The organism is Loktanella atrilutea (genome assembly GCF_900128995.1).
Classification (GTDB): domain Bacteria; phylum Pseudomonadota; class Alphaproteobacteria; order Rhodobacterales; family Rhodobacteraceae; genus Loktanella; species Loktanella atrilutea.
In genome coordinates, this window is sequence record NZ_FQUE01000002.1 from 1 (window position 1) to 26359 (window position 26359).

The 26359-nt window shown below is 67.0% G+C and carries 24 protein-coding genes; 16 read left to right on the plus strand and 8 right to left on the minus strand.

Annotated elements, in window-relative coordinates:
• The 6 genes from BUA54_RS21365 to BUA54_RS05135 form a co-directional block, all read right to left on the minus strand.
• Positions 1 to 627: hypothetical protein (locus tag BUA54_RS21365; protein WP_218588272.1), on the minus strand; the 627-nt coding region annotated here is incomplete at its 3' end.
• 221 nt (positions 628 to 848) lie between these two features.
• The gene (locus BUA54_RS05115) at positions 849 to 1448 is read right to left on the minus strand and encodes a PRC-barrel domain-containing protein (RefSeq protein WP_072856168.1); all 600 of its coding nucleotides are present in this window, start codon (positions 1446 to 1448) and stop codon (positions 849 to 851) included.
• 136 nt (positions 1449 to 1584) lie between these two features.
• On the minus strand, positions 1585 to 2175 hold the full coding sequence (locus tag BUA54_RS05120; RefSeq protein WP_084114136.1) for a hypothetical protein: 591 nt from the start codon (positions 2173 to 2175) through the stop codon (positions 1585 to 1587).
• Between the two features lie 4 nt (positions 2176 to 2179).
• On the minus strand, positions 2180 to 3409 hold the full coding sequence (locus tag BUA54_RS05125) for an ABC transporter permease (protein ID WP_072856647.1): 1230 nt from the start codon (positions 3407 to 3409) through the stop codon (positions 2180 to 2182).
• A 104-nt stretch (positions 3410 to 3513) separates the two neighbouring features.
• Positions 3514 to 4320: a taurine ABC transporter ATP-binding protein gene (locus BUA54_RS05130; RefSeq protein ID WP_072856169.1), complete on the minus strand. Its 807-nt coding sequence runs from the start codon at positions 4318 to 4320 to the stop codon at positions 3514 to 3516.
• A gap of 58 nt (positions 4321 to 4378) precedes the next feature.
• Positions 4379 to 5383, minus strand: coding sequence for a taurine ABC transporter substrate-binding protein (locus BUA54_RS05135; RefSeq protein WP_072856170.1), 1005 nt, complete (start codon positions 5381 to 5383; stop codon positions 4379 to 4381).
• 264 nt (positions 5384 to 5647) lie between these two features.
• On the opposite strand from BUA54_RS05135, the gene BUA54_RS05140 reads away from it, so the two are divergent.
• The 8 genes from BUA54_RS05140 (at position 5648) to BUA54_RS05175 (ending at position 16024) form a co-directional block, all read left to right on the plus strand.
• A complete protein-coding gene (locus BUA54_RS05140; RefSeq protein WP_072856171.1) occupies positions 5648 to 7030 on the plus strand; it encodes an aminotransferase family protein in 1383 nt (460 codons plus the stop codon).
• Positions 7031 to 7142: 112 nt separating this feature from the next.
• On the plus strand, positions 7143 to 8921 hold the full coding sequence (gene xsc, locus BUA54_RS05145; protein ID WP_072856172.1) for a sulfoacetaldehyde acetyltransferase: 1779 nt from the start codon (positions 7143 to 7145) through the stop codon (positions 8919 to 8921).
• A complete protein-coding gene (locus BUA54_RS05150) occupies positions 8921 to 9661 on the plus strand; it encodes a TSUP family transporter (RefSeq protein ID WP_072856173.1) in 741 nt (246 codons plus the stop codon). The genes xsc and BUA54_RS05150 overlap by 1 nt, the downstream gene beginning before the upstream one ends.
• The gene (locus BUA54_RS05155) at positions 9658 to 10698 is read left to right on the plus strand and encodes an acetate/propionate family kinase (protein WP_072856174.1); all 1041 of its coding nucleotides are present in this window, start codon (positions 9658 to 9660) and stop codon (positions 10696 to 10698) included. Before BUA54_RS05150 ends, BUA54_RS05155 begins: the two co-directional genes overlap by 4 nt.
• Positions 10695 to 13529: a molybdopterin oxidoreductase family protein gene (locus tag BUA54_RS05160; RefSeq protein WP_072856175.1), complete on the plus strand. Its 2835-nt coding sequence runs from the start codon at positions 10695 to 10697 to the stop codon at positions 13527 to 13529. The genes BUA54_RS05155 and BUA54_RS05160 overlap by 4 nt, the downstream gene beginning before the upstream one ends.
• Positions 13514 to 14281: an alpha/beta fold hydrolase gene (locus BUA54_RS05165; RefSeq protein WP_072856176.1), complete on the plus strand. Its 768-nt coding sequence runs from the start codon at positions 13514 to 13516 to the stop codon at positions 14279 to 14281. The genes BUA54_RS05160 and BUA54_RS05165 overlap by 16 nt, the downstream gene beginning before the upstream one ends.
• Positions 14282 to 14384: 103 nt before the next feature.
• Positions 14385 to 15155, plus strand: coding sequence for a 4Fe-4S dicluster domain-containing protein (locus BUA54_RS05170; protein ID WP_072856177.1), 771 nt, complete (start codon positions 14385 to 14387; stop codon positions 15153 to 15155).
• Positions 15155 to 16024 (plus strand): dimethyl sulfoxide reductase anchor subunit family protein, encoded by an 870-nt coding sequence (locus tag BUA54_RS05175; RefSeq protein ID WP_072856178.1) that lies wholly within the window; start codon positions 15155 to 15157, stop codon positions 16022 to 16024. The genes BUA54_RS05170 and BUA54_RS05175 overlap by 1 nt, the downstream gene beginning before the upstream one ends.
• A gap of 89 nt (positions 16025 to 16113) precedes the next feature.
• Here the strand turns inward: BUA54_RS05175 and BUA54_RS05180 are convergent, their stop codons facing one another.
• Positions 16114 to 17166 (minus strand): ABC transporter ATP-binding protein, encoded by a 1053-nt coding sequence (locus tag BUA54_RS05180; protein ID WP_072856179.1) that lies wholly within the window; start codon positions 17164 to 17166, stop codon positions 16114 to 16116.
• Between the two features lie 3 nt (positions 17167 to 17169).
• A complete protein-coding gene (locus tag BUA54_RS05185) occupies positions 17170 to 17973 on the minus strand; it encodes an IclR family transcriptional regulator (RefSeq protein WP_072856180.1) in 804 nt (267 codons plus the stop codon).
• 144 nt (positions 17974 to 18117) lie between these two features.
• Here BUA54_RS05185 and BUA54_RS05190 point away from each other — a divergent pair, with 144 nt between their 5' ends.
• From BUA54_RS05190 to BUA54_RS05225, 8 genes are read left to right on the plus strand one after another with little or no spacing between them, the layout of a single operon-like run.
• On the plus strand, positions 18118 to 19362 hold the full coding sequence (locus BUA54_RS05190; RefSeq protein WP_072856181.1) for an ABC transporter substrate-binding protein: 1245 nt from the start codon (positions 18118 to 18120) through the stop codon (positions 19360 to 19362).
• A gap of 58 nt (positions 19363 to 19420) precedes the next feature.
• The gene (locus BUA54_RS05195) at positions 19421 to 20338 is read left to right on the plus strand and encodes a carbohydrate ABC transporter permease (RefSeq protein ID WP_072856182.1); all 918 of its coding nucleotides are present in this window, start codon (positions 19421 to 19423) and stop codon (positions 20336 to 20338) included.
• A 1-nt stretch (position 20339) separates the two neighbouring features.
• Positions 20340 to 21185: a carbohydrate ABC transporter permease gene (locus BUA54_RS05200; protein ID WP_072856183.1), complete on the plus strand. Its 846-nt coding sequence runs from the start codon at positions 20340 to 20342 to the stop codon at positions 21183 to 21185.
• A gap of 1 nt (position 21186) precedes the next feature.
• Positions 21187 to 23265 (plus strand): alpha-galactosidase, encoded by a 2079-nt coding sequence (locus BUA54_RS05205; RefSeq protein ID WP_072856184.1) that lies wholly within the window; start codon positions 21187 to 21189, stop codon positions 23263 to 23265.
• The gene (locus BUA54_RS05210) at positions 23262 to 24020 is read left to right on the plus strand and encodes an SDR family NAD(P)-dependent oxidoreductase (protein ID WP_072856185.1); all 759 of its coding nucleotides are present in this window, start codon (positions 23262 to 23264) and stop codon (positions 24018 to 24020) included. Before BUA54_RS05205 ends, BUA54_RS05210 begins: the two co-directional genes overlap by 4 nt.
• On the plus strand, positions 24017 to 24898 hold the full coding sequence (locus BUA54_RS05215) for a 2-dehydro-3-deoxygalactonokinase (protein WP_072856186.1): 882 nt from the start codon (positions 24017 to 24019) through the stop codon (positions 24896 to 24898). Before BUA54_RS05210 ends, BUA54_RS05215 begins: the two co-directional genes overlap by 4 nt.
• Positions 24895 to 25500 carry a 2-dehydro-3-deoxy-6-phosphogalactonate aldolase gene (locus tag BUA54_RS05220; protein ID WP_072856187.1) on the plus strand — a complete coding sequence of 202 codons (606 nt, stop codon included), beginning with the start codon at positions 24895 to 24897 and terminating at the stop codon, positions 25498 to 25500. The genes BUA54_RS05215 and BUA54_RS05220 overlap by 4 nt, the downstream gene beginning before the upstream one ends.
• On the plus strand, positions 25497 to 26324 hold the full coding sequence (locus BUA54_RS05225; RefSeq protein ID WP_072856188.1) for an SMP-30/gluconolactonase/LRE family protein: 828 nt from the start codon (positions 25497 to 25499) through the stop codon (positions 26322 to 26324). The genes BUA54_RS05220 and BUA54_RS05225 overlap by 4 nt, the downstream gene beginning before the upstream one ends.
• Positions 26325 to 26359: the final 35 nt, after the last annotated feature.

A 26359-nucleotide genomic window follows, 5' to 3' on the forward strand; every position in this document is an offset into this window, starting at 1 on the left:
TCGAGGCCGAAGCCAACTACTATGCGCAGCGTGCCGCGCTCGATATGGTCGCATAAAGTGAAGCAAACGGTCTCCGGCAAACCCGGCGCGGTTCACCTCGCCAGTAGCAAGCCAGTTGACGAGCAAGTTGCGCATACGGGCTGAGGGGATGTAGATCGTGGCGGATTTACGTGGCCCGGTGTAATGTCCAGTACCATTCATACCACCGCACCGGATGCGCGACCGGAAAAGCCACTGTACGAGTTCCGAGAGTGCATAAGCGTCTGCAAACTCCCCCTCGGCAGCGGACCCCTTTGGCATCCCAAGAAACAAGGTAATGCTTGGATTGGGGTGCTGGTCGTACAGATAGATTGCCGTCGCACAGGCAATGTAGTCGTTAACCCCTCGTGTAGTATTGGGAACGAACTTTGCGCCTGTTGTTCCCCAGTCTCCGGGAAAGCCTTCTTTGTCGTACTCTCGAAAAGCATTGCCGAATAAGCGGCTGTGTTTCGCAATCGGCCCGGCAGTTGGCTGCTTTGTTTTCGGGTTAGGGTTCCATTTTCCCGCGAACTCTGGAGAAGTCGCGGCGACCCGAACTTGCCTTAAAGAACATTGATCTGGCTTGCGGTTAAAGCGCAACAGTGTCACACACTAGGGCAACACATCGAAGATTTGCACTTCTGTTTTTACGCATTTTCAATGGCTTAAATTGGTGGTGGAGTTCCCGATCGTCTCCACCACTCTTATCCTAATATTCAATCTCTTGCGCGGCGGGTGCCGTCAAACCGGCGCGCCCGGTCGACGACGCATTGCGCATACGAAAACGGCCGCCCCATCGGGGCGGCCGCTTGTCGCGTTGGCAATCGCGATCAGTTCGCTTCGTATGTCGGCATCTCGGTCAGCTGGTCCTTCGTCATACCGACGTAGGCACGCATGTCGCTGCCGTCGGCATTGGCCAGAACCTGCAGGCTCTCCAGCGGAATGGCGACCGGCTTGGCGCCCAGACCCAGAAATCCGCCTACGTCGACGATGACGTCGGACACGCTGCCGTCGTCACCGGTGACGGGCTCGCTGACTGCGCCAACCGTGGCGCCTTCGGTGTCATAGACCGTCAGACCCGTCAGTTGATCGACGGTGACTTCGGCCACGGCAACGTCGCTGTAACCGTCCATCGTTATTGTCGGCGCAGCAACGGACATCGAATCGTTCGACGTGCCGTCGGTGGCCGGCGTCTCGGCGGCGGTCATGCCCGTATCGGTGGGCGCCGTGGCCGCGCCGGTGCTGTCGACGGACATGCTGTCGGTCGATGTACCGTCGGTCGCGGCACCTGCCGCGGTCCCGGTATCGGTTCCGGTGCTTTGTACGGACATGGAGTCCTGCGAGGTGCCGTCGGTCGCGGCACTGGTCTGGGCGGTTGCCGCGCTGGCCATGACGAGGGCGATCGCGGTGCTTGCGAGAATAGTCTTCATCGTTAAATTCCTCTCGGGTGTGCGAGCCTGGCGTTCCAGGTTTGCTTCTGCTGGCACAACCCGCCCCCGTCGCTGCAGGGTGCATCAACTAAGCGTTATCATGCCCGGCAGCACGAGGCCGCAGCGCCACGCCGCCTTACAGCCGCAGCATCGGCGTTCCCTCCTGCCAACGCCCCTTCACCAGAAACCCGCGCGACCCGACCTGCGGAAACTGCGGTTTCCAGTCGATGAACCGGTCGTTCGTCACCACCCGCAGCCGCGCCCGTACCGCATGGGCCAGCAGTGCCGGATCGGCCGGGGTGCCCCTGTCGACGACCGTCACCCGGTCGGTCGGCAACTGCAGGATGCCCGCCATCTCCGGCCCGTCGATGAAGCGGTCCGCCAGCTTGTAGCCGACGTTGGCGTCGAAATAGACGTGCGGCCGCTCTCCGCGCGCGACCAGTTCGGCCACGACCCGTGTCAGCACCATGCGCGACGGCGTGCCGCCCCAGTGCATCACGTTGGACCCGTCCACGACGATCGTCGGCCTATCCGCCGCCTGATCGAGGCCGGTCTGATCAGGCGCCCTGCGCGGTGCTGGGCGCAGCAGCCACAGGACATCCCACAGAACGCCCCCGGCCAGCGCCACAAGCGTCACCTGCGCCAGTCGTTGCAACGCCTCCACCGGCGCCCCGCCCAGCGCCAGCAAAACGCAGAGCGTCGCCAGCGCCGCAGCTGCGGGCATCATGGGATCAGCCCTTGCCCTTCCATGGCACCATCAGGCGTTCAAGCCAGCGGATGCCAAGGTCGATGGTGAAGCCGACGATACCGATGACGATCACGCCCATCAGGACGATGTCGGTATTCTGGAACTTCGACGCGACCATGATCATCATGCCCACGCCGGTCTGCGCCGCGACCAGCTCTGCCGCGACGACCGTGCCCCAGCAGACCCCCATCGCCACCCGTGCGCCGGTGAAGATCTCGGGCAGGGAATTCGGGATGATGACATGCCGCATCACCTGCCACTTCGACGCGCCCAGCGAATAGGCCGCGTGGACCTTCGAAATCCGCACCCCCGACACGCCGGACCGCGCGGCGATCGCCATGATCCAGAGGGCCGCAAGGAACAGCAGGATGATCTTGCCGGTCTCTCCGATGCCGGCCCAGATGATGACCAGTGGGATCAGTGCCAGTGGCGGCACCGGGCGCATGAATTCCACGATCGGGTCGAACCAGCCGCGGAACCAGTCGCTCAGTCCCATGGCATAACCCAGCGGTATGCCCACCAGCGCCCCCAGCAGAAAGCCCACGACCACCCGGAACAGGGAATAGCCCAGATGCTCCCACAGGCTCGCGCCGCGGAATCCGTCGCGGGCGATGGTCACGGCCTGCGACCAGACCGCCTCCGGCGGCGGCAGCCAGATCGGCTCCATCTGCCAGCCGGCAGAGGGGGCGATGTTCAGCGTGCCCTTCGGGGTCATCAGAACGTGACCAAAGCCCGTCCGGACCGCCCCGCCCGGCGCGATGGGGCTGCCGTCGATCGCCGTGATCTCCGCCCCGTCGTCGCGGGTGATCTCGTCATTGTCCGACACCCGCAACAACGCGCTGCGGAACATGCCGATGGCGATGGAATCGTTGCGCGCGATGCCCGTGCCGGGATCGACCTCTGGATCGGCGGTGGTGACATCCGCGGGATGGACCAGCACCGTCACGGTCGCATCGTCGGTCGCCCCGTCCGGCCCGGTCAGGGTATAGTCGAAGGTTGCCGTGCCCTGAAACGGCCCCGGCATGTGCAGAAACCCCGGCAGCAGCCTGGACCCCGTAAAGGCGCCCCACAGCACGAAGATCAGAACGATGCTGATGACAGACGCGACGGTGTTCGAGGCCACCGCCGATTCGTCGCCGAACTTCACGGTCTTCAGACTGCCGTAGTCGTGCCTGGGCCGCAGCAGGCGCTTTACACCGGACCAGACCACCATCAGCAGAAGGATCAGCGCGACGTAGGCCAGGATATAGGGCAGCGCCGTGCCGACAGCCGTCAGCACCGTCAGCAACTCGCCCCAAAGGTTCGCGATCACCTGCATCAGACGGGTTCCCCGGCGCTGCCCATGATCTCTTCCTCCATGTTCCAGATCATCGACAGGATCTCCTCGCGCGTTTCTGCGAACCGCGGGTCCTTCTTGACCTCGCGCAGGTCGCGGCCCACGCCCATGTCGGCAAAGGGCAGATTGTATTCCTTGTGGATGCGCCCCGGTCGGGGCGCCATGACGATCAACCGCTCGCCCAGCAGCAGCGCCTCCTCGACCGAGTGGGTAATGAGGACGATCGTCTTGCCCGTCTCCTTCCACAGCTTCAGGACTAGACCCTGCATCTTCTCGCGCGTCAGCGCATCAAGCGCACCCAGCGGCTCGTCCATCAGGATCACGTCAGGCTCGTTCGCCAGACACCGGGCCAGCGCCACGCGCTGCTGCATCCCGCCGGACAGTTCGTAGACTGCCTTTTCCTTGAAATCCCGCAGCCCGACGACATCGAGCAGGTGATCCACGATCTCCCTCTTCGGCTTCGCCTTCATCCCCTTCATGCGGGGCCCGAAGCCGACGTTCTCGCGCACGTTCATCCATTCGAACAGCGCGCCCTGCTGGAACACCATGCCCCGGTCCGGGCCCGGCCCGGTGACGCGGCTGCCGTTCAGGGTGATCCTGCCTTCCGTCGGGGCCAGAAAGCCCGCCACGATGTTCAGCAATGTCGTCTTGCCGCAGCCGGACGGCCCCAGCACGCTCAGCAACTCGCCCGGTTTCAGGTCGATGCTGACGTCCTTCAAGGCCTGAACCGAACCGCCGTCCGGCAGGTCGAAGCGCATGGACAGGTTTTCGATGTGCAGACCGGCCATGGCAGTCTCCTTCAAAACAAAGGCGGCGCGCGGACAGGGCCGCGCGCCGCCATACGGATTACATGCCTTCGGCGGCCTGCAGCGGCCCTGTGTTCACCGCCGCCGTATAATCGTCCAGCGCCGACGGGATCGACCCGGCATCGACGAAGACCTGCGCCACGCCCTTCATGAACTCCGCCGCATTGCCGCCCAGCCACTTCTGGCTCAGCTGGTCCTCGATGCTGGGGAAGGTGAAGGTCGACATGAAATCGCGCACCGCCGCCTCGTCCATGCCGCTGTCCTGCGCGATCACGGGGACCATCTCCTCGACCGCCGCGCCGGAATTCCAGTCGGCATTGGCCTTGGCCGTCACCGACAGGAACTTCGCCACCAGCTCCGGGTTCTCGGCAACGAAGGCGGCGGGGGCAGAGGTGACGTCGAAGACGAGGATGCCAAGCTCGGTCTTCTCGTCACCGGTCAGCAGCACGTTGCCGTATTCCATTGCCGTCCGCAGCGACCCGCCGTAGCCGCACATCATGTCCACCGACCCCTGCGCCAGCGCAGCCGCGCCCTCGGGCGGCGCCATGTCCACGACCTCCATGCCCGCCGGATCGACGCCGAAGTGGTCCATCTGCTTAAGGAAGCCGTAATGCGCCGCCGTCCCCAGCGGCACCGCGACCTTCTTGCCGGCAAGCTCTCCGGCACTGTCCTTGTCGATCTCCAGCCCCGCCGCCACGACGCAGTTGTCGTTGTCGGCATAGCTCACGGCCACGTCCAGCACCTGCAGGTCCTGCCCGGCGCTCGCCGCGATCACGAAGGGCGGCACGCCCTGACTGACCGAGATCTGCACGTCACCCGACGCCATCGCGGCGGACATCGCGGTGCCGGTGTCAAAGCTGACCCAGTTCACCTTCATGCCCAGCACCTCGTCATAGGTGCCCTGCACCTTGGCGTATTCGAAAGGCATCGGCCATTCGAGGAAATAGCCCACCGTCAGCTCGCTCGCGGCCTGCGCCATGGCCTGACCGCCCGTCAGCAGCGCCAGCGCGCCGGTGGCGCCCATCATCGTCGTCCTGATCTTCATCCGTCGTCTCCCGGTTGGTTGCGCCCCCGCGTCGGGGCATGGACCGGACGGGTGCATCCCGCCTCTCGCGTGACAACTAATCACAGGCCACCCCGGTCTGACCAGAGCACAGGTGTCACCGCCCCCCCGTGTCGCGAACCGGCCGCCAGCGGTCGTGCCACGTGCCGCAAAATCCGGCGTGCGGATGCAATCTCTTGCCAAAGGCGGATGGCCCGGCCAAGAGTGGAAGGTGTCGCCGCAGCCCTCTGAACCCGGATTTGCCAAATGAACCAGCACGCCCTGTCGAACGATCCCGCCGCCGTCATCGCAGCCGACCGCGCCCACGTCTGGCATCACCTGATCCAGCACAAGCCGTTCGAGACGATCGATCCCCGCATCATCGTCGAGGGCAAAGGTCTTCGCGTCTGGGACATCAAGGGGCGCGAACACATCGACGCCGTGTCCGGCGCGGTCTGGACCGTCAATGTGGGCTACGGCCGCAAGCGGATCGCCGATGCGGTCGCCGCACAGCTCACAAAGATGTGCTTCTTCGCCGGCGCCTCGGGCACCATCCCCGGCGCGCAATTCGCAGAGCTTCTGATCGACAAGATGCCGGGCCTCGACCGCGTCTACTACGCCAATTCCGGGTCCGAGGCGAACGAGAAGGCCTTCAAGATGGTGCGCCAGATCGCGCACAAGCACCACGGCGGCCGCAAGCACAAGATCCTGTTCCGCGAACGCGACTATCACGGAACGACGATCACCAACCTCTCCGCCGGCGGCCAGCAAGAGCGCAACGCCCAGTACGGCCCCTACACGCCCGGCTTCGTGCAGGTGCCGCATTGCCTGGAATACCGCCGGCAGGACGGGCTGACCGACGACGACTACGGCATCCGCGCCGCCGACGCGATCGAAGAGGTGATCCTGCGTGAAGGTCCCGACACGGTGGGCGCGCTCTGCCTCGAACCCATCACCGCAGGCGGCGGCATCGTGACCCCGCCGAAAGGCTACTGGGACCGCGTGCAGGAGATCTGCCGCAAGTACGACATCCTGCTGCACATCGACGAGGTCGTCTGCGGCCTCGGGCGCACCGGCACCTGGTTCGGCTACCAGCAGTACGGCGTGCAGCCCGACATCGTGACGATGGCCAAGGGCGTCGCCTCCGGCTACGCCGCGATCTCCTGCTGCGTCACTACTGACGCGGTGTTCGAGCAGTTCAAGGACGACACCGATCCCCTGTCCTACTTCCGCGACATCTCGACCTTCGGCGGCTGCACCGCCGGCCCGACGGCCGCGATCGAGAACATGGCGATCATCGAGGAGGAGGGCCTGCTCGCCAACTCCGCCGCTATGGGCATCCACCTCAAGAACAACCTGCACGCTCTGATGGACAAGCACGCCGTCATCGGCGACGTCCGCGGCCAGGGCCTCTTTTGCGGCGCGGAACTCGTGACCGATCGCGGCACCAAGGACCCGCTTAACGAAAAGCAGGTCGGCGCCATTGTCGCCGACTGCATGGCGCAGGGCGTCATCATCGGGGCCACGAACCGCTCGGTCCCGGGTTTCAACAACACGCTTCTGTTCGCCCCAGCCCTGATCGCCACCACCGACGACATCGACCAGATCACAGACGCCGTAGACCGCGCCCTGACCCGCGTTCTGGGCTGATCTTCTTCTCGTCGAAAATACCTCGGGGTTCGGGGCAGAGCCCCGAGCCGATTTTTCCAGAAAAATCGGAGGACCGCCCCGCTTCACCCGCCACACGCAAGGATCCAGACCGATGAAAATGACCACCGAGGAAGCCTTCGTCAAAACCCTGCAGATGCACGGGATCGATCAGGCCTTCGGGATCATCGGCTCGGCCATGATGCCGATCTCGGACATCTTCCCCGACGCCGGCATCACCTTCTGGGACTGCGCCCACGAAGGCTCTGCCGGCATGATGGCCGACGGCTACACCCGCGCGACGGGGCGCATGTCGATGATGATCGCGCAGAACGGCCCTGGCATCACCAACTTCGTCACCGCGGTGAAGACTGCCTACTGGAACCACACGCCGCTGCTGCTGGTCACGCCGCAGGCCGCCAACAAGACCATCGGCCAGGGCGGCTTTCAGGAAGTCGAGCAGATGAAGCTCTTTGCCGACATGGTTGCCTATCAGGAAGAGGTCCGCGATCCATCCCGCATCGCCGAGACCCTGAACCGCGTCATCATGGCCGCCAAGCGCGCCTCCGCCCCCGCCCAGATCAACGTGCCGCGCGATTTCTGGACCCAGGTGATCGACATCGACCTGCCGCAGATCGTCGCCTTCGAGCGTCCCTCGGGCGGCGACGCCGCCATCGCCCGCGCCGCCGACCTGCTGTCCTCTGCGCGCTTCCCCGTCATCCTGAACGGTGCCGGCGTGGTCCTGTCGGACGGCGGCATCGAGGCCTCGATGCGGCTTGCCGAACGTCTCGATGCCCCCGTCTGCGTCGGCTACCAGCACAACGACGCCTTTCCAGGTGGGCATCCGCTCTTCGCGGGACCCTTGGGCTACAACGGATCGAAGGCCGCGATGGAGCTCATCGCGCAAGCCGATGTGGTCCTCGCCCTCGGCACCCGGCTGAACCCCTTCTCCACCCTGCCCGGCTACGGCATCGACTACTGGCCGAAGGACGCGGCGATCATCCAGGTCGACCTGAACCCCGACCGGATCGGACTGACCAAGACCGTCTCCGTCGGCATCGTCGGCGACGCCGCCACGGTCGCGACCCGCATCCGCGATGCACTGGCGGACACCGCGGGCGATGAGGGACGACAGGACCGAAGAGCCCTGATCGGCGACACGAAGTCGAGATGGGCGCAGCAGCTCTCCTCCATGGATCACGAAGACGACGATCCGGGCACCACCTGGAACCAGCGCGCCCGCGCCGACAAGCCCGGCTGGATGTCCCCCCGCCTGGCCTGGCGCGCGATCCAGTCGGCCCTGCCGCGCGAGGCGATCATCAGCTCCGACATCGGCAACAACTGCGCCATCGGCAACGCCTACCCCAGCTTCGACGAGCCGCGCAAATACCTCGCCCCCGGCCTCTTCGGCCCCTGCGGCTACGGTCTGCCCGCCATCGTCGGCGCCAAGATCGGGCAGCCCGGCGTGCCCGTCGTCGGCTTCGCCGGTGACGGCGCCTTCGGCATCGCCTGCAACGAGCTGACGGCGATCGGTCGCAGCGAATGGCCCGCGATCACCATGGTCGTCTTCCGCAACTACCAGTGGGGTGCCGAAAAGCGGAACTCCACCCTCTGGTTCGACGACAACTTCGTCGGCACCGAACTGGACGAGGGCGTCTCCTACGCCGCCATCGCGCAGGCCTGTGGCCTGCAGGGTGTGCAGGCAAAGGGCATGGCGGAGCTGACCCAAGCCTTGAACACCGCGATCACCGATCAGATGCAGCACGGCAAGACCACGCTGATCGAAGTCCTGCTGAACCAGGAACTGGGCGAGCCTTTCCGCCGCGACGCGATGAAGAAGCCGGTGCGCATCGCGGGCATCAACAAGGACGACATGGCGACAGCCCAGGTCTGATGCCCCTCGACCTCTCCCCCGGCATCGCGGCGTATCTCGCCTGCGCCCTGCTGGGGGCGGCCATCGTGCGCGGCTACACGGGTTTCGGCTTCTCGGCCATCGTGCTGTCGGCCGCCGCCCTCGTCACCAATCCCCTGCCCCTGATCCCGGTCCTGTTCCTGGCAGAGATCGCCATGACCGCCCTGCAGGCCCGCGCGATCCGGGGGCATGTCGACTGGCACCGGGCGCTGGCGCTGCTGGGTGGCGCAGCCCTGGTCCTGCCATTGGCCTTCGGCACGATGCTCAGCCTGCCGGCGGATCTGGTGCGCGTGACCGTCAGCCTCGTCATTGGCGCCATGGCGCTGCTGCTGCTGACCGGCTGGACCCTGCATCGCCCGTTGGGACGCGCCGGCCACGTCGGTGTGGGCATGGTCGCGGGTGCCGCCAATGCCGCCGGCGTCGGCGGATTGCCGGTCGCCGCCTGCCTCGGCGCGCAACCGATCCCGCCGGCCACCTTCCGCGCCACCATGGTCGTCTTCCTGACAGGCATCGACATCATGAGCCTGCCGCTGCTCGCCTGGGGCGGTCAGGTCACGGCGGATACCTTCGTCGCGGCGCTGATGGCGGCACCCGTCCTCGCGCTCGGCCTGACCATCGGCAGCCGCCGCTTCGCCGCAGCGCCGCCCGCCGCCTTCCGCCGCCTCGCCACATGGCTGCTGCTCGCGCTGTCGGCCCTTGGCCTGATCCGGGCGATGACATGACCATCCTCGTCCTCAACGCCGGCTCCTCATCGGTCAAATCTGCCCTCTTCGGACCCGACCTGGCGCCCATCGACCAGCTGACCATGGCCGAGGTGACGGACCATCGCGCCGCCATCGCAGCCATCCTCGACCACTACGCCGCCCACCGTCCCATGGCCGCGGCACACCGCGTCGTTCATGGCGGAGAGTCCCTGACCGCGCCCACCCGCATCACGCCGGATGTCCGGGCGCAGATCGCCGCATTGATCCCCCTCGCCCCGCTGCACAATCCCGCCGCTCTGGCGGGAATCGACGCGATCGCGGCCCTTGCCCCCGACCTGCCGCAGGTCGCCTGCTTCGACACCGGTTTCCACGCGACCAACCCCACCGTCGCCACGACCTACGCCATCCCCGCCACCCCCGGCCTGCGCCGCTTCGGCTTTCACGGGATCAGCTACGCCGACCTCAGTCGGCGCCTCCGGCCGCAGCCCGACCGCCTGCTGGCGCTGCACCTGGGCAACGGCGCCTCGCTCTGCGCGATCAGGGCGGGGCAGTCGGTCGCCACCACGATGGGCACCTCGCCTCTCGACGGTCTGACCATGGGCACCCGCTCCGGCGGCATCGACCCCGCCGCCGTCCTCGCCCTCGCCCGGCGGCACGGCATCGACGGGGCAGAGCGTCTGCTGAACCACGACAGTGGCCTCAAGGCGCTTGGCGGAACCTCTGACATGCGCGCGCTGGCACGGGCCGGCACCCGCGCGGCGCGCTTCGCCCGCGGCCACTTCGCCTATTGGGCCGTGCGTCACGCGGGGTCGATGATTGCCGCGATGGGCGGGATTGATGCACTGGCCTTCACCGGCGGCATCGGCCAGAATGACCCCGATCTGCGCGCCGCGATCATGGAAGGTCTGGCCTTTACCGGGCTGATCGTGGACACCGCCGCCAACGCTAGGGGAGAGGCCCGCTTGCACACCGAAAGCTCATCCGTCAGCGCATGGATCGTGCCCGCGCAGGAAGAACGCGCCATTGCGGCGGCGGCGCTCAGGCTGATCTCGTGACCGACCCCGTCCTCGACCTGTCGCGCCCCATCGGCGACGCGGTGCGCAAGACCACCTGCTACATGTGCGCCTGCCGCTGCGGCATCGACGTGCACGTGAAGGCCGGCCCCGACGGCAAGGACCGCGTTGCCTACATCGAAGGCAACCGTGACCACCCGGTGAACAAGGGCGTGCTCTGCGCCAAGGGCTCTGCCGGAATCATGCAGCACAACGCCCCCGCCCGCCTGCGCGCGCCCCTCAAACGCACCGGCCCCCGCGGGTCCGGCGCGTTCGAGGAAATCAGCTGGGACGAGGCTCTGACCCTTGCCACCTCATGGCTGAAACCGCTGCGGGACACCGCACCCGAAAAGCTCGCCTTCTTCACCGGCCGCGACCAGTCGCAAAGCTTCACCTCGCTCTGGGCGCAGGGCTTCGGCACGCCGAACTACGCCGCCCACGGCGGCTTCTGCTCCGTCAACATGGCGGCCGCCGGCATCTACACCATGGGCGGCGCCTTCTGGGAATTCGGCACGCCCGATTGGGAGCATACGAAGCTCTTCCTCCTTTTCGGCGTGGCAGAGGATCACGACAGCAACCCGATCAAGATCGGCATCGGCAAGCTGAAGGCGCGCGGCGCGCGCATCGTCGGGGTGAACCCGATCCGCACCGGCTACAACGCCGTCGCCGACGACTGGTTCGGCGTGACGCCCGGCAACGACGGCCTGCTGATCCTCAGCCTCGTCCACTGCCTGATGACCGCGGGGAAGATCGACACCGACTACCTCGCGCGCTTCACCAATGCCTCCGTCCTCGTCAACCAGGACCCCAAGTCGGCCGACTACGGCCTCTTCATCCGCGACGACGAGCTGCGCCCGCAGGTCATCGACCAGCGCACCGGCAAGCTTGCGCCCTGGAACGGCGAGGGTGTGGAACCGCAGCTGACGGGCACCTGGCGGAACGCGGGCTATACCCATCGCAGCGTCTTTCACCTGATGGCGGACCGCTACACCGACCCGGTCCACGCGCCCGAGAACGTGGCGACGCGTGTCGGTATCCCCGCCGCCCGCATCCGGCAACTGGCCGCTGACCTTGCCGATGTCGCCTTCAACCAGCCGGTCGTCCTCGACCGCCCATGGACCGACTTCCGCGGCAAGCGCCACGACCGGATGATCGGCAGACCCGTCAGCGTTCACGCCATGCGCGGCATCAGCGCCCATTCCAACGGCTTCCAGACCTGCCGCGCCCTGCACATGCTGCAGATCATCCTCGGTGCCGTGGAAACCCCCGGCGGCATGCGCTTCAAGCCGCCCTACCCCAAGCCCGCCACGGCCCATCCGAAACCGCACAGCAAGGTCGTCCCCGGCCAGCCTCTCGACGGCCCGCACCTGGGCTACCCGCAGGGGCCGGACGATCTGTGCCTCACGGAACAGGGCACCCCCGCCCGCATCGACAAGGCCTTTACCTGGGAAAACCCGCTCAGCGCCCACGGCCTGATGCACATGGTCATCAGCAACGCCCACGCGGGCGATCCCTACAAGATCGACACGCTTTTCATGTACATGGCGAACATGTCGTGGAACTCCTCGATGAACACGCGCGGCGTCATCGACATGCTGACCGACACGGACGAGGACGGCGACTACGTCATCCCGCGCATCATCTATTCCGACGCCTACAGTTCCGAGATGGTGGCCTACGCCGACCTGATCCTGCCCGACACGACCTACCTCGAACGCCACGACTGCATCAGCCTTCTCGACCGCCCCATCTCCGAGGCGGATGCCATGGCCGACGCGATCCGCTGGCCGGTGGTGACCCCCGACCGCGACGTGCGCGCCTTCCAGTCCGTGCTCTGCGACCTCGGCGCGCGCCTGTCTCTGCCGGGCTTCGTCAACGAGGACGGCACGGCCAGATACGCCGACTATGCCGACTACATCATGCACCACCTGCGCCGCCCGGGCATCGGCCCGCTGGCCGGCTGGCGGGTGGGCGATACCGGCCTGCAGGACGGACGGGGCCTGCCCAACGGCAACCAGTTGAACGAATACATCACCCACGGCGGGTTCTGGACCAGCCACATCCCGGACGAGGCTGCCTATTTCAAACCCTTCAATCGCGCCTATCAGGACTGGGCGGTGACGATGGGCCTCTACGATGTGCCGCTGCCCTACATCTTCCAGCTCTACGTCGAGCCCCTGCGCCGCTTCCAGCTTGCGGCCGAGGGCCACGGTCACCGCCAGCCCCCCGACGCCCTGCGCGGCCAGATCAGGGTCACGCTGGACCCGCTGCCGATCTGGTATCCGCCCTTCGAGGATGCCCATATCGACCCCGCCGAATATGACGTCCACGCCCTGACCCAGCGGCCCATGGCGATGTATCACAGCTGGGGCAGCCAGAACGCTTGGCTGCGCCAGATCCACGGGGTGAACCCGCTTTACGTGCCGACGAAGATCTGGAAAAAGCACGGCTTCCGCGAGGGCGACTGGGCCCGCGTCACCTCCGCCCACGGATCCATCACCGTGCCGGTGGCGCTGCAGGAGAGCCTGAACGAGAACACCGTCTGGACCTGGAACGCCATCGGCAAGCGCAAGGGCGCCTGGGCGCTCGACACGGACGCCCCGGAGGCGACGCGCGGATTCCTTCTGAACCACCTGATCCACGAACTGCTGCCGCCCAAGGGCGACGGCCTCCGCTGGGCCAATTCCGACCCGGTCACGGGGCAGGCCGCCTGGTTCGACCTGCGCGTGAAGATCGAGAAATCGGGCGCGCCGCAGGAATCCCAGCCGGTTCTGCCCCCGCTCGCCTCCCCGGTGCCGAAGGGACCGAATTCCCTCGCATGGAAGATCCGATGACCGGCCTGCCGCTCCACATCGTCACGCAAGGCGATCCCGCGCAGCCGCCCGTCGTCCTGCTGCACGGCTTCTCGATGTCGCATGCGGTCTTCGTACCCCTGATGGCCGTCCTGTCGGACCGCTACCACGTCATCGCGCCGGACCTGCGCGGCCACGGCCTCTCGCCCAAGCCTGACGACGCCTACGCCGACAGCAAGGACTGGGCCGACGACATCGCCCGAATCATCGCCCCCCTCGATCGCCCCGTCCTGCTGGGCTGGTCCATGGGCGGCCGCGTCGCGATGGACTATATCCGACACCACGGCGACGCTGACCTTTCGGCCCTCGTCCTGGTCGGCAGCTACACCGGCCCCGTGCCCGCCGCGACGAAGGCCAACCGCGGCCCGATGTTCGACGAGACGCAGCGCGAGGACGGCACCGCCAAGTTCGTGCGCGCCTGCACGAAGGACCCCCTGCCCGACGCGCTGGCACGGACCCTGCTGGACCAGGCCCTGCTCTGCCCCCACCATGTCCGCCTGGCCCTGGCCGACCGGGACGAGGATTACACCGCGGATGCCCGCACCATCGCGACACCGGCCCTTGTCCTGCACGGCGACATGGACGCCATCGTCCCCCCCGCCGCCTCCGCCGATCACAACATTCAGACCGCGACCCACATCGTCTACGCCGGCATCGGCCACACCCCCTTCCTCGAAGTCCCGGCGCGCTTCGCCGACGATCTGACCGCCTTCATCCGAAAGGCCCGCCCATGATCCTTCTTCCGGTCGAAAATACCTCGGGGGGAGTCCGCAGGACGGGGGGCTGGCCCCCCCCGATTTTTCTAGAAAAATCGGAAACGCGCCAAGGCCCGCCATCATGACCCGACTGCCGCCACCCTCGGCCGTCAAACTCGGCCTCGTGATCGACCTCGACACCTGCGTCGGCTGTCACGCCTGCGTCGTGGCCTGCAAGGGCTGGAACACGCAAAGCGACCTCGGCACGCCGCTCTCGGACCAGAACCCTTACGGCGCCGACCCGTCCGGCACCTTTCTCAACCGCGTCCACAGCTACGAGGTGACGCCGCCCGCGGGCCCGACCCAACAGGTCCACTTCCCAAAGTCCTGCCTGCACTGCGAGGATGCCCCCTGCGTCACCGTCTGCCCGACCGGCGCCAGCTACAAGCGCGGCTCCGACGGGATCGTGCTGGTGAACGAGGACGCCTGCATTGGCTGCGGCCTCTGCGCCTGGGCCTGCCCCTACGGCGCGCGGGAAATGGACCCCTCCGCCGGCGTGATGAAGAAATGCACCCTCTGCGTCGACCGCATCTACAACGACGCGCTGCCAGAGGTCGACCGCACCCCCGCCTGCGTGCGGACCTGCCCCGCCGGCGCGCGCCACTTCGGCGACCTCGGCGATCCCGACTCCGCCATCAGCCAGTTGGTTACGGATCGGGGCGGCTTCGACCTGATGCCGGAACAGGGCACGAAACCCGTGAACAAATACCTGCCGCCGCGCCCCCGCGACCGCGACACCGCCGGCGACATCGACATCCTCGCCCCCCTGCTTGCCCCGGTGGCCGCGGACGGCAAGGGGCTGGTGGCCTGGCTCGACCGGACCCTGTCGAAACTGCCCGGCGGTCACGGCTGATGCATCCGGCGCCGTCCGTCATCACCTTCACCACGCTCTCGGGTCTCGGCTTCGGCCTCCTGTTCTGGCTTGGCATCGGCCTGCCGGACCCCACGGGCTGGGTCGCAACCGCCTTCTTCGGCCTGGCCTTCCTGCTGTCGGTCGGCGGGCTCACCGCCTCTCTCTTCCACCTCGGACATCCGGAACGTGCGCATCTCGCCCTGACCCAGTGGCGCACCAGCTGGCTGTCGCGCGAGGGCCTCGCGGCCATCGCGACCCTTCTCATCGGCGGAATCTTCGCGCTGACGCGCGTCCTCGGGATCCCCGCCGCGCCGCTCGGCTGGCTGGTGTCGCTGGGCTGTCTCGGCACCGTCTTCACCACCGCGATGATCTACACGCAGATGAAGACGGTCCCCCGCTGGCGCCACTGGACCACCCCCGCCCTGTTCCTCGCCCTGTCGCTGGCCGGCGGTGCGCTGCTGGCGAACCAGCGCCACCCGGCGCTTGTCCTGCTGGCGCTGTGCGCCGTGCTGCAGCTGGTCGCCTGGACCGGCGGCGACCGGCGATTCGCCGCGTCGCACACGACGCTGGCCACCGCCACGGGGCTCGGCGGGATCGGCCGCGTGCGCGCGTTCCTGCCGCCGCACACCGGATCCAACTACCTTCTGCAAGAATTCGTCTACGTGGTGGGACGGCGGCATGTCCTGCAGCTGCGGGTCATCGGCCTGATCCTTGCCTTCGGCCTGCCCCTGCCGCTGATCGCGGCGGGTCTCAGCCACATCACCGCGCTCGTCGCCGTTCTCGCCCACGTCGCCGGCGTGCTGTGCCTGCGCTGGCTGTTCTTCGCGCAGGCGGAACACGTCGTCGGCCTGTATTACGGGAAACGCTAGCAACGGGCGCTTCTCCGATTTTTCTAGAAAAATCGGCTCGGGGCTCTGCCCCGAACCCCGGGATATTTCCAAGACAGAGAGGGGGGGCCTCAGGTCCTGATCCGCGCCTCGGTTTCCGGGTCGAAGAGGTAGACGCGGGACGCGTCGATCGCCACGCCCACCCGCGCGCCGATGCGGGATCGGTGGTCGCCGCGCTCCTCCAGCACCAATCGTTCGCCGGTGTCGCCCAGCAGATAGACGTAGGACACGCCGCCGAGGCTTTCGGTCAGGTCAACGGTATGGGTGTCGCCCGCGGGGTCCACGGTCAGATGCTCGGCGCGCAGGCCGACCGTCACCGGGCCATCGTACCGCGCACCCAGATCGAAGCGGGCCTTCATCCCCGGCACGATCACGGTGCCGTCCTTCACGTCGCCCGCCATGAAGTTCATCGCGGGGCTGCCGATGAAGCCCGCGACGAACTTGTTGTCCGGATCGCGGTAAAGGTCCATCGGCGCGCCGACCTGTTCGATCACCCCCTTGCGCAGCACCACGATCTTGTCGGCCAGCGTCATCGCCTCGACCTGGTCGTGGGTGACGTAGACCATCGTCGCGCCGATCTCCTTGTGCAGGCGCGCGATCTCGACCCGCATCTCGACCCGCAGTTCCGCGTCGAGGTTCGACAGCGGCTCGTCGAAGAGGAAGACGTCCGGCCCGCGCACGATGGCGCGGCCGATCGATACCCGCTGGCGCTGGCCGCCCGACAGGGCGGCGGGCTTGCGGTCGAGGTAGTCGTCGAGCTTCAGGATGCGGCTCGCCTCGGCGACCTTGCGCGCGATCTCGGCCCTGGGGTGGCCGTTCATCTTCAGCCCGAAGCCCATGTTGTCGCGCACCGTCATATGCGGATAGAGCGCGTAGGTCTGGAACACCATCGCCACCCCCCGCTCCGCCGGGTCGAGCCGGGTCACGTCCCGCGGCCCGATGGCGATCCGGCCCGCCGTCGTCTCCTCCAGCCCGGCGATCATCCGCAGCAGGGTCGACTTGCCGCAGCCGGAGGGGCCGACGAAGACGCAGAACTCGCCGTCCTTCACGTCAAGATCGATGCCGTGGATCACCTCCACGTCGCCGTATCTCTTGACCGCATTCTGCAACGTGACGCCTGACATGGCCTATTCCCCCGCGAGTTTCAGTGATCGTGTCCCGGTGTCGGGAAAGCTCCATTTCGCCGCGTCCCGGGCGATCGCCTGCGCCGTCTCGCGCACCTGCGGCGCCAGCGCCTCCAGCCCCGCCAGATCGGTACGGGCGGTCGTGCTGGTGACCGACACCGCACCGAGGACCCGTCCCGACCCGGTCAGCACCGGAGCGGCGATGCAGATGATGCCCGGCTCGTGCTCTTCCCGATCGAAGGCATAGCCGCGCGCACGGATCGCCTGCAGTTCGCGGCGCAGCGCGGTGGGCGTCGTCAGCGTGCCGGGCTGGAACCGGTGAAAGCTCTGCTGCGCGATGATCGCATCCGCCTGCGCCGCATCGAGGCAGGCCAGCATCGCCTTGCCGACGCCCGTGCAATAGGCGGGGCCGACCTTGCCCGCCTGGCTGAACATCTCGACCGGGTGGGCCGCGTTCCGCTTGTCGAGGTAAAGCACCTGCCCGTGGTCGAGCTGCGCCAGATGCACGGTCTCGTGCGTCACGGCCGACAGCGCCACCAGATGCGGGCTGGCGACCTGTGCAAGAGAGCTTTGCGCCCAGGCCGCATGGGCCAGCCGCACCAGCCGCGCACCGGGGGCATAGGTCTGGCGGTCATGGTCGTAGGACAGCATGTTCTGGCTGACCAGCGTCTGCAGCAGACGGTAGAGCGTCGGCTTGGGAAACGCGCTGTCCGTCAGCACTTCGGAAAACCGCACCGGGCGGCCGAAACCCGCCACCTGGTCCAGAACCTCCAGCGCCTTGCCGACCGTGCCGTCGTTGCCTGCCATCGCGATCCTCCCTGCCCTGCGATGCCGCAACGCGGCGGATCGGGGCTGTTGACAAGCCTAGGGGATTCGCGCTTAGGTATCAATATCCAAAACTTAGTTTCACATAATGAAACCTAATTTGGTCGCAATTCAGGGAGGAAACCAATGTTGCGCAACCCGATCATCACCGGACTGGCCCTGTCCGCCGCCCTTCTGGGCGCGACGTCCGCCATCGCCCAGCAGCGGGTGCTCGTCTTCAACACGGACACGTCGGACCCCGCGCCGAAGGCCGCGTTCGAGCAACTGATCGCCGATTTCGAGGCCGAGAACCCGGACATCGACGTGCAGGTGAACCTGTTCGACCATGAGGGCTACAAGACCGCGATCCGCAACTTCCTGACCGCCGACAGCCCGGACCTCGCCAACTGGTACGCCGGCAACCGGATGAAACCCTTCGTCGATGCGGGTCAGTTCATGGACGTGTCGGACGTCTGGTCCGACAACGGCCTGAACGAAAAGCTGGCCTCGGCCGAATCCGCGATGACGATCGACGGCAAGCAGTGGGGCGTGCCCTATACCTACTATCAGTGGGGCGTCTACTATAACAAATCCGTCTACGATCAGGTCGGCGCCAAGGTGCCGGAGACCTACGACCAGTTCGTCGAGAACTGCAAATTGTTCAAGGACGCGGGCATCGACTGCCTGACCACCGGCACCAGCCAGATGTGGCCGGCCGCCGGTCTGTTCGACTACTTCGACCTGCGCACCAACGGCTACGACTTCCACATGCAGCTGACCAACGGCGAGATTCCCTGGACGGACGAGCGTGTGCGCAACACCTTTGCCGCGTGGAACAAGCTGGTGGAGCCGGGCTATATCACCGCCAATGCCGCCGCGATCGACTGGCAGGACGCCGCCGCCCTGCTGAGCCAGGGCAAGGCCGCGAACTACGTCATGGGCAACTTCGCCGTGGCGACCTTCAAGGACGGTGGCCTCACGGACGAGACGCTGGGCTTCTTCCCCTTCCCGACGATCAACCCCGACGTCGCCCGGGCCGAGGATGCGCCGACCGACACCGTCCACATCCCCGCCGGCGCCAAGAACCCCGAGGACGCGAAAAAATTCCTCGCCTTCCTCGCCCGCGCCGACACCCAGACCAAGCTGAACGAGGCGCTGGGACAACTACCGGTGAACAACGAATCCACCGTGAACCAGGACGATCCGTTCCTGAGTCAGGGGTTCACCATGCTGTCGGAGGCCTCCGGCCTCGCGCAGTTCTTCGACCGTGACGCCCCGGCGGAAATGGCGGCCAGCGGGATGGAGGGCTTTCAGGAGTTCATGGCCTATCCGGACAACCTCGACGACATCCTGAACCGTCTCGAGAGCGACCGTCAGCGGATCTACAAGTAAGCCATCGGGCGGCCCCCGGAACCCGGGGGCCGCCGCACAGGCAGGGGGGGGACCGACCATGACCGCACTACCGGATGCCCACGGACCGAAAAGGTCGTGGTGGCGCGCGAACCAGCAGCGGCTGACGCCGTGGCTGTTTCTCGCCCCCGGCGCCTTCATGTTCGCGGTCTACGTGATCTATCCCATCGCGGCCTCGTTCCAGTTCAGCTTCTACGACTGGGACGGCCTGTCGCCCAAGACCTGGGTCGGCTGGGGCAACTATGCAGAGCTTTGGGGCGACCGGAACTTCATCATCTCGCTCAAGAACAACATCATCTGGCTGGTGCTCTACATGCTCGCCGTGCCGGCGGGACTGGGGATTGCGATCTTCCTCAACCAGACCGTCACCGGCATCCGCATCTACAAGTCGCTGTTCTTCTTTCCCTTCGTGATCTCTCAAGTCGTCGTCGGCCTGATGTTCACGTGGTTCTACGCGCCCAATTTCGGCCTGTTCTTCAAGCTGACCGAATGGCTAACCGGCACCGGCACCGCCGTGCTGGCGAACCCGGAATACGCGACCTACGGCATCATCGCCGCCGGCCTCTGGCCGCAGATCGCCTATTGCATGATCCTCTACCTGACCGGCCTGAACAACGTCGCTCCCGACCAGATCGAGGCCGCGCGCCTCGATGGCGCCAGGGGGCTCAAGATGCTGTGGTATGTCGTCCTGCCGCAACTGCGGCCCGCGACCTTCATCGCCGTCGTCGTCACCGTGATCGGCGCGCTGCGCAGCTTCGACCTCGTGTCGATCATGACGGGGGGCGGCCCCTTCGGTCAGACCCGCGTCCTGTCATATTACATGTACGAAAAGGCGCTCTCCGAATACGGCTACCGCATGGGCTACGGCGCCGCCATCGCCGTCGTCCTGTTCCTCATCATGATGGTCTTCATCACCGGCTTCGTCTGGAAGATGGTCCGCGACGAAAGGGGCCGCTAGGATGTTCCCCCGCCCCATCGCCCAACGGTCGCAGGCCGCCCAGTGGTCCTATGCCGCGCTTTTGCCCATAGCCCTGATCCTCTGGCTGCTGCCGCTTCTGGGCATCGCCATGACCTCGATCAAGCCCGCCTCCGACCTCGCGTCGGGCAACTACTTCGGCCTGCCGACCCACCCGGCGTTCGAGAACTACTGGTCCGTCCTCTTCGATTTCGACCTCTGGCGCTACATCCGCAACTCCTTCGTCGTGACGATCCCCACGGTCATCGGCGCCGTCGCCCTGTCCTGCCTGACGGGCTTCGCCCTCGGCACCTACCGGTTCAAGGGCAACCTGCTGATCTTCTTCCTGTTCGTGGCGGGCAACTTCGTGCCGTTCCAGATCCTGATGGTGCCGGTCCGCGACCTGACCCTGCGCATGGGCATCTACGACACGCCGCAGGCGCTGATCCTGTTCCACATCGCCTTCCAGACCGGGTTCTGCACGCTCTTCATGCGCAACTTCATCGCAGCATTGCCACGAGAGCTGATCGAGGCGGCCCGGGTCGAGGGTGTCGCCGAATGGCAGATCTTCTGGCATATCGTCCTGCCCCTGATGAAGCCCGCCATCGCCGCCCTGAGCGTGCTGGTCTTTACCTTCATCTGGAACGACTTCTTCTGGGCGACGGTCCTGACCACCAGCGCCGACACCCGCCCCGTCACCGCCGGCCTGTCGTCGCTGAACGGCCAGTGGGTCGCTGCATGGCACCTGGTGTCCGCCGGGTCCATCGTGGCCGCCCTGCCCCCCGTCGCCATGTTCTTCCTCATGCAAAAGCACTTCATCGCCGGCCTGACGCTGGGAGCCGTCAAATAGAATGACCCACTATCGTATCGACGCCGCGCGCCAGACCATCGTGCTGGCCGCCCCTTCCGACGGGCTGCCGGTCTGCACCTACTGGGGCCCTCGCCTGCCCGATGGCGCCGATCTGGCCGCCATTGCCGCCGCGGCTCAACGCGACCTGACCGGCGGAATGCTTGACGCGCATCCGGCACTGACCCTCTGCCCGCAGACCGCGACCGCCTTTCCCGGCCAGCCCGGTCTGACGGTGCGGGCCCCCGATGGCACCCCCCTGCACCCCGTCTTCGTCATCAGCGGGACGAAACGCAGCGACGCGCTGTCCCTCACCTGCACGGCAGAGGATGTGGGCCTGACCCTTACCTTCCGCTTCGCCGCCGACGCGGACACCGGCGTCATCGCCGCCACGACGACACTCGACAGCGCCACGCCCGTCCTCTGCGACTGGCTCGCCGCCCCCGTCCTGCCCGGCCCGCAACTCGCCGACGAGATGCTGGAATTTGCCGGACGATGGTGCGACGAGTTCCAGCCCGTCCGCACGCCTTGGGCCCCCGGCATCCGCGCCCGCGACAACCGCACCGGCCGGACGGGCCACGAACATGTCCCCCTGCTGTATCTGCCCGGTCGCGGCTGCACCAACACGCGCGGCGAAGCGCACGCCCTGCACTACGGCTGGCCCGGCGGCCACCGGATGCTGGCAGAGGAACTGCCCGACGGCCGCCGCCAGATCCAGTTCGGCCACGCCTCCGGCAGCGACCCCCGCCCGGCCACGCATTTCGAGACCGCGCCGCTCTATCTCGCCTATTCCGACACCGGCCTGAACGGCTGCGCCGTGGCCTTCCAGCGCCACCTGCGCGACCGCATCGTGACCTGGCCGAAACCCGACACCCCGCGCCCCGTGCATTACAACTGTTGGGAGGCGATCTACTTCGACCATTCGCTGGGCGCCCTGACCGCCATCGCCGACCGCGCGGCAGCACTCGGGGCCGAACGCTTCGTGCTGGACGATGGCTGGTTCAAGGGCCGCAACGACGACACCACGTCCCTTGGCGACTGGACCATCGACGCCACCAAATGGCCCGATGGCCTGACACCGCTGATCGACCACGTCCACGGCCTCGGCCTGACCTTCGGCCTGTGGTTCGAACCCGAGATGGTCAATGCCGACAGCGATCTTGCCCGCGCCCACCCCGACTGGATCCTCGGCCCGATGGACCAGCCGCTGGGGCGGGGCCAGTACGTACTCGACATGGCGAACCCGGACGTGCGCGACAACCTATTCGCGCAAATCAGCACGCTTCTGGACAGCCATCAGATCGAATACATCAAGTGGGACCACAATCGTGTCCTGCCGTGGGGCGACGCTGGCCAGACGCACGGCACCCTCGACCTGCTCGCCCGCCTCCGCGCCGCCCATCCGGGGGTAGAGGTCGAATCCTGCGCCTCGGGTGGCGGCCGCATCGACTTCGGCATCCTCGCCCAGACCCAGCGCGTCTGGCTGTCCGACAGCAACGACGCCCTGTCCCGTCTGCGCATCCAGCACGACGCGGCGCTCCTGCTGCCCGGCTGCGTCACCGGATCCCACGTCGGCCCGCGCACCTGCCACACCACGGGCCGCATCCATTCCATCAGCTTTCGCGCCTGGGTCGCGGCCCAGCGCCACATGGGGTTCGAAATGGACCCCCGCGAACTGACGGAACAAGAGGCAGCGACCCTGACCCGCGTCACCGCATGGTACAAGCAGAACCGCGGCTGGCTGCGCACCGCGGACATCCTGCGGCTGGACAGCGCCGACCCCGCCGTCATCGCCGAACAGCACCTCTCATCCGACGGCGCAGGCTTTGTCGTCTTCGCAGGCCACGCCGGCACCAGCGCCCAGATCGCACCGCGTCCCTTGCGCCTGACCGGTCTCGATTCGATGGCCACCTACACCATCGACCTCGCCAACCGAGATGACATTTCCACCCTCTCCCGCGGCACCCCGGCGCTGAAGTCCGGACCCCTGACGCTCACGGGGCAAAGTTTGATGTCCCACGGCATCGCCCTACCCTACGCCCTTCCCGATTCAATGTGGATCATCGAAGGACACCGCGCATGACCGCCCACTTTCCAGACCTCGCCAACGCCCACGTCTTCATCACAGGCGGCGGCTCCGGCATCGGCGCCGCCCTGACCGAGGCCTTCCTGCGCCAGAAGGCCAAGGTCAGCTTCGTCGGCCGCTCCGACTATTCCGACTTCGCGGACGAGATGAAGGACAAGACCGGCGCAAAGCCCCTTTTCATCCAGTGCGACGTGACCGACACGAAGGCGCTGCACGCGGCGATGGACAAGGCCGTGGCCGAACAGGGCCCGCTGAAGGTCCAGATCAACAACGCCGCCGCCGACACCCGCATGGACCCCGCCGATGTCACGGTCGAGGACTGGGACAAGCAGATCGCCGTCAACCTGCGCCACTACTTCTTCGCCTGCCAGAAGGCGGGCGCCCTGATGAAAGACGGCGGGTCGATCATCAACTTCTCCTCCGCCAGCTACCAGATCGCGGGCGAGCAGCTGGCCCCCTACGTGTCGTCCAACGCCGGCATCCTCGGCCTGACCCGCTCCCTCGCCCGCGACTGGGGCCCGCGCGGCATCCGCGTCAACGCGATCTCCCCCGGCCTCGTGCTGACGCAAAAGCAGATCGAGGAGGTCCATACCGAGGACGACCTCGCCGACTTCCGCATGCGCCAGTGCATCGACAAGAACCTCTACCCCGAGGACGTGCCCGGCACCGCGCTCTTCCTCGCCTCCGACCTGTCGCGCATGATGACGGCCCAGTGCCTCTTCATCGACGGCGGACTGGCCTTCACGGGATGACCGCTTCTGACGCCACATGGATCGCCGCCGACTGGGGCACCACCAACCTGCGCGTCTGGGCGATGTCCGCCAGCGGCACCGTGCTTGCGGCGGCCACATCCGACGACGGCATGGGGCGGCTCGCCCGCGACGCCTACCCCGCCGCGCTGGACCGTCTCACAGCCGACTGGCCCCGCGTGCCGGTCATCGCCTGCGGCATGGTCGGATCGCGCCAGGGCTGGGCAGAGGCCGCCTATACGGCCGTCCCCTGTCCACCCTTGTCCGACAACCTGACACCTGCGGGCGACCGGACCCACATCATCCCCGGTCTGAAACAGGCCAGCCCCGCCGACGTGATGCGCGGAGAGGAAACGCAGATCGCAGGCTTCCTCGCCCTCAACCCGGGCTGGGACGGCGTCATCTGCCTGCCCGGCACCCACACCAAATGGGTCCACATCAGCGCGGGAGAGGTCGTCAGCTTCCAGACCGTCATGACCGGCGACCTCTTCGCCGCGATCACCGGCCACACCGTCCTGCGCCATTCGACGGCAGCGGGCTGGGACGACGCAGGCTTCGCCCAAGGGGTAGAGGACGTGATCTCGCGTCCCGAGAAACTCGCCGCCCGCCTCTTCGCGCTGCGTGCCGAGGGGCTGCTCGACGGCCTGCCGGACGCCACCGCCCGGTCCCGCCTGTCGGGTCTCCTGATCGGGGCAGAGCTTGCGGCCACGAAACCATACTGGCTGGGCCAGCAGATCGCCGTGATCGGCGCAGGCACCCTTGCGGGACTTTACGTCGCGGCCCTCGCGGCGCAGTCTGCCCCTGCCACACAGGTCAACGCCGACCGCGCGACCCTCGCCGGGCTGACCGCCGCCTACCGCCGCTGGAAGGACCAGACATGACCCGCCCCATCATCGCCATCCTGCGGGGTGTCGCCCCCGAAGAGGCCGTCGCCGTCGCCCGCGCCTGCATCGACGCCGGCATCACCCGGATCGAGGTGCCGCTGAACTCGCCCCACCCCTTCGACAGCATCCGTCGCATGGCCGATGCCCACCGCGACATCGCGGAAATCGGGGCGGGCACCGTCCTGACCCCCGACGATGTGAACCGCGTGCGCGAGGCGGGCGGGACCCTGATCGTATCCCCCAACTGCGACGCCCGCGTCATCATGGCGACCAAGGCGGTGGGCATGGCCAGCTGGCCCGGCGTGATGACCCCCACTGAATGCTTCGCGGCCCTGAAGGCCGGGGCCGACGGGCTCAAGATCTTCCCCGCCTCCCTCGTCGGTCCCGACGGCGTCAAGGCGATGCGCGCCGTCCTGCCCGCCGACTGCCCGGTCTATGCCGTGGGCGGCGCGGGGCCGGACAATTTCGCCGACTGGCTGCAGGCGGGGGCAGACGGCTTCGGCATCGGCACCGCGCTCTACACGCCGGGCCTGTCGCCTGACCAGGTCGCGACGCGCGCCAAAGCAATCGTCACCGCTTACGACGAGGCTGCCAAATGATCTTCGACGATACCCCCTGTGAATTGGGCGAAGGTCCACTCTGGCATCCGGAACGCGACCAGCTCTTCTGGTTCGACATCACCCGCCACCGGATGCACACCAAGGGCCAGCACTGGGACTTCCCGGGTCACGTCTCCGCCGCCGGCTGGGTCGATTACGACACCCTGCTCGTCGCCTCGGAAATCGCCCTGCACCGCTTCGACATCGCCTCCGGCGACCACGTCAAGATCCTTGACCTCGAATCCGACCTCAGGGGCACCCGGTCCAACGACGGCCGCGCCGACCCGCTGGGCGGCTTCTGGATCGGGACCATGGGGCTGAACGCGGAAAAGGGCGCGGGCAGCATCTGGCGCTTCTACCGGGGTGAATTGCGCCGGCTCTACGCCAACGTCACGATCAGCAACGCGATCTGCTTCGCCCCAGACGGACGCACCGCCTATTTCGCCGATACGGACAAGCAGGTGATCATGCGCACCGCGCTCGACGCCGACGGCTGGCCGATCCACCCGCCGGTCACGCACATCGACCTGTCGGGCACCGACTTCCACCCGGACGGGGCGGTCGTCGATTCCGCCGGCAACCTCTTCAACGCCCAGTGGGGCGCGGGGCGCGTCGCCGTCTACGACCCCGAGGGCACCTTCATCGAGGCCTTCACGTTCCCCGCGCGGCACACGTCCTGCCCGGCGTTCGGCGGCGCGGACCTGTCGACGCTCTACGTCACCACGGCCCGGCAGGACATCGCGGACCCCGACGCCGCGCAGGGCCTGACCTACCGGATTCCCACCTCCTACACCGGCCAGCGCGAACACCGCGTCATCCTCTGACCCTGTCCTCGCTTTTTTCCAAATACTCAAAAAGG

Excerpts from the sequence above, each read along its gene's own strand:
- BUA54_RS05115 (WP_072856168.1), bottom strand. The coding sequence starts at position 1,448 with ATGAAGACTATTCTCGCAAGCACCGCGATCGCCCTCGTCATGGCCAGC.
- BUA54_RS05120 (WP_084114136.1), bottom strand. The coding sequence starts at position 2,175 with ATGATGCCCGCAGCTGCGGCGCTGGCGACGCTCTGCGTTTTGCTGGCG.
- BUA54_RS05125 (WP_072856647.1), bottom strand. The coding sequence starts at position 3,409 with ATGGTGGTCTGGTCCGGTGTAAAGCGCCTGCTGCGGCCCAGGCACGAC.
- BUA54_RS05130 (WP_072856169.1), bottom strand. The coding sequence starts at position 4,320 with ATGGCCGGTCTGCACATCGAAAACCTGTCCATGCGCTTCGACCTGCCG.
- BUA54_RS05135 (WP_072856170.1), bottom strand. The coding sequence starts at position 5,383 with ATGAAGATCAGGACGACGATGATGGGCGCCACCGGCGCGCTGGCGCTG.
- BUA54_RS05140 (WP_072856171.1), top strand. The coding sequence starts at position 5,648 with ATGAACCAGCACGCCCTGTCGAACGATCCCGCCGCCGTCATCGCAGCC.
- xsc (WP_072856172.1), top strand. The coding sequence starts at position 7,143 with ATGAAAATGACCACCGAGGAAGCCTTCGTCAAAACCCTGCAGATGCAC.
- BUA54_RS05150 (WP_072856173.1), top strand. The coding sequence starts at position 8,921 with ATGCCCCTCGACCTCTCCCCCGGCATCGCGGCGTATCTCGCCTGCGCC.
- BUA54_RS05155 (WP_072856174.1), top strand. The coding sequence starts at position 9,658 with ATGACCATCCTCGTCCTCAACGCCGGCTCCTCATCGGTCAAATCTGCC.
- BUA54_RS05165 (WP_072856176.1), top strand. The coding sequence starts at position 13,514 with ATGGAAGATCCGATGACCGGCCTGCCGCTCCACATCGTCACGCAAGGC.
- BUA54_RS05170 (WP_072856177.1), top strand. The coding sequence starts at position 14,385 with ATGACCCGACTGCCGCCACCCTCGGCCGTCAAACTCGGCCTCGTGATC.
- BUA54_RS05175 (WP_072856178.1), top strand. The coding sequence starts at position 15,155 with ATGCATCCGGCGCCGTCCGTCATCACCTTCACCACGCTCTCGGGTCTC.
- BUA54_RS05180 (WP_072856179.1), bottom strand. The coding sequence starts at position 17,166 with ATGTCAGGCGTCACGTTGCAGAATGCGGTCAAGAGATACGGCGACGTG.
- BUA54_RS05185 (WP_072856180.1), bottom strand. The coding sequence starts at position 17,973 with ATGGCAGGCAACGACGGCACGGTCGGCAAGGCGCTGGAGGTTCTGGAC.
- BUA54_RS05190 (WP_072856181.1), top strand. The coding sequence starts at position 18,118 with ATGTTGCGCAACCCGATCATCACCGGACTGGCCCTGTCCGCCGCCCTT.
- BUA54_RS05195 (WP_072856182.1), top strand. The coding sequence starts at position 19,421 with ATGACCGCACTACCGGATGCCCACGGACCGAAAAGGTCGTGGTGGCGC.
- BUA54_RS05200 (WP_072856183.1), top strand. The coding sequence starts at position 20,340 with ATGTTCCCCCGCCCCATCGCCCAACGGTCGCAGGCCGCCCAGTGGTCC.
- BUA54_RS05205 (WP_072856184.1), top strand. The coding sequence starts at position 21,187 with ATGACCCACTATCGTATCGACGCCGCGCGCCAGACCATCGTGCTGGCC.
- BUA54_RS05210 (WP_072856185.1), top strand. The coding sequence starts at position 23,262 with ATGACCGCCCACTTTCCAGACCTCGCCAACGCCCACGTCTTCATCACA.
- BUA54_RS05215 (WP_072856186.1), top strand. The coding sequence starts at position 24,017 with ATGACCGCTTCTGACGCCACATGGATCGCCGCCGACTGGGGCACCACC.
- BUA54_RS05220 (WP_072856187.1), top strand. The coding sequence starts at position 24,895 with ATGACCCGCCCCATCATCGCCATCCTGCGGGGTGTCGCCCCCGAAGAG.
- BUA54_RS05225 (WP_072856188.1), top strand. The coding sequence starts at position 25,497 with ATGATCTTCGACGATACCCCCTGTGAATTGGGCGAAGGTCCACTCTGG.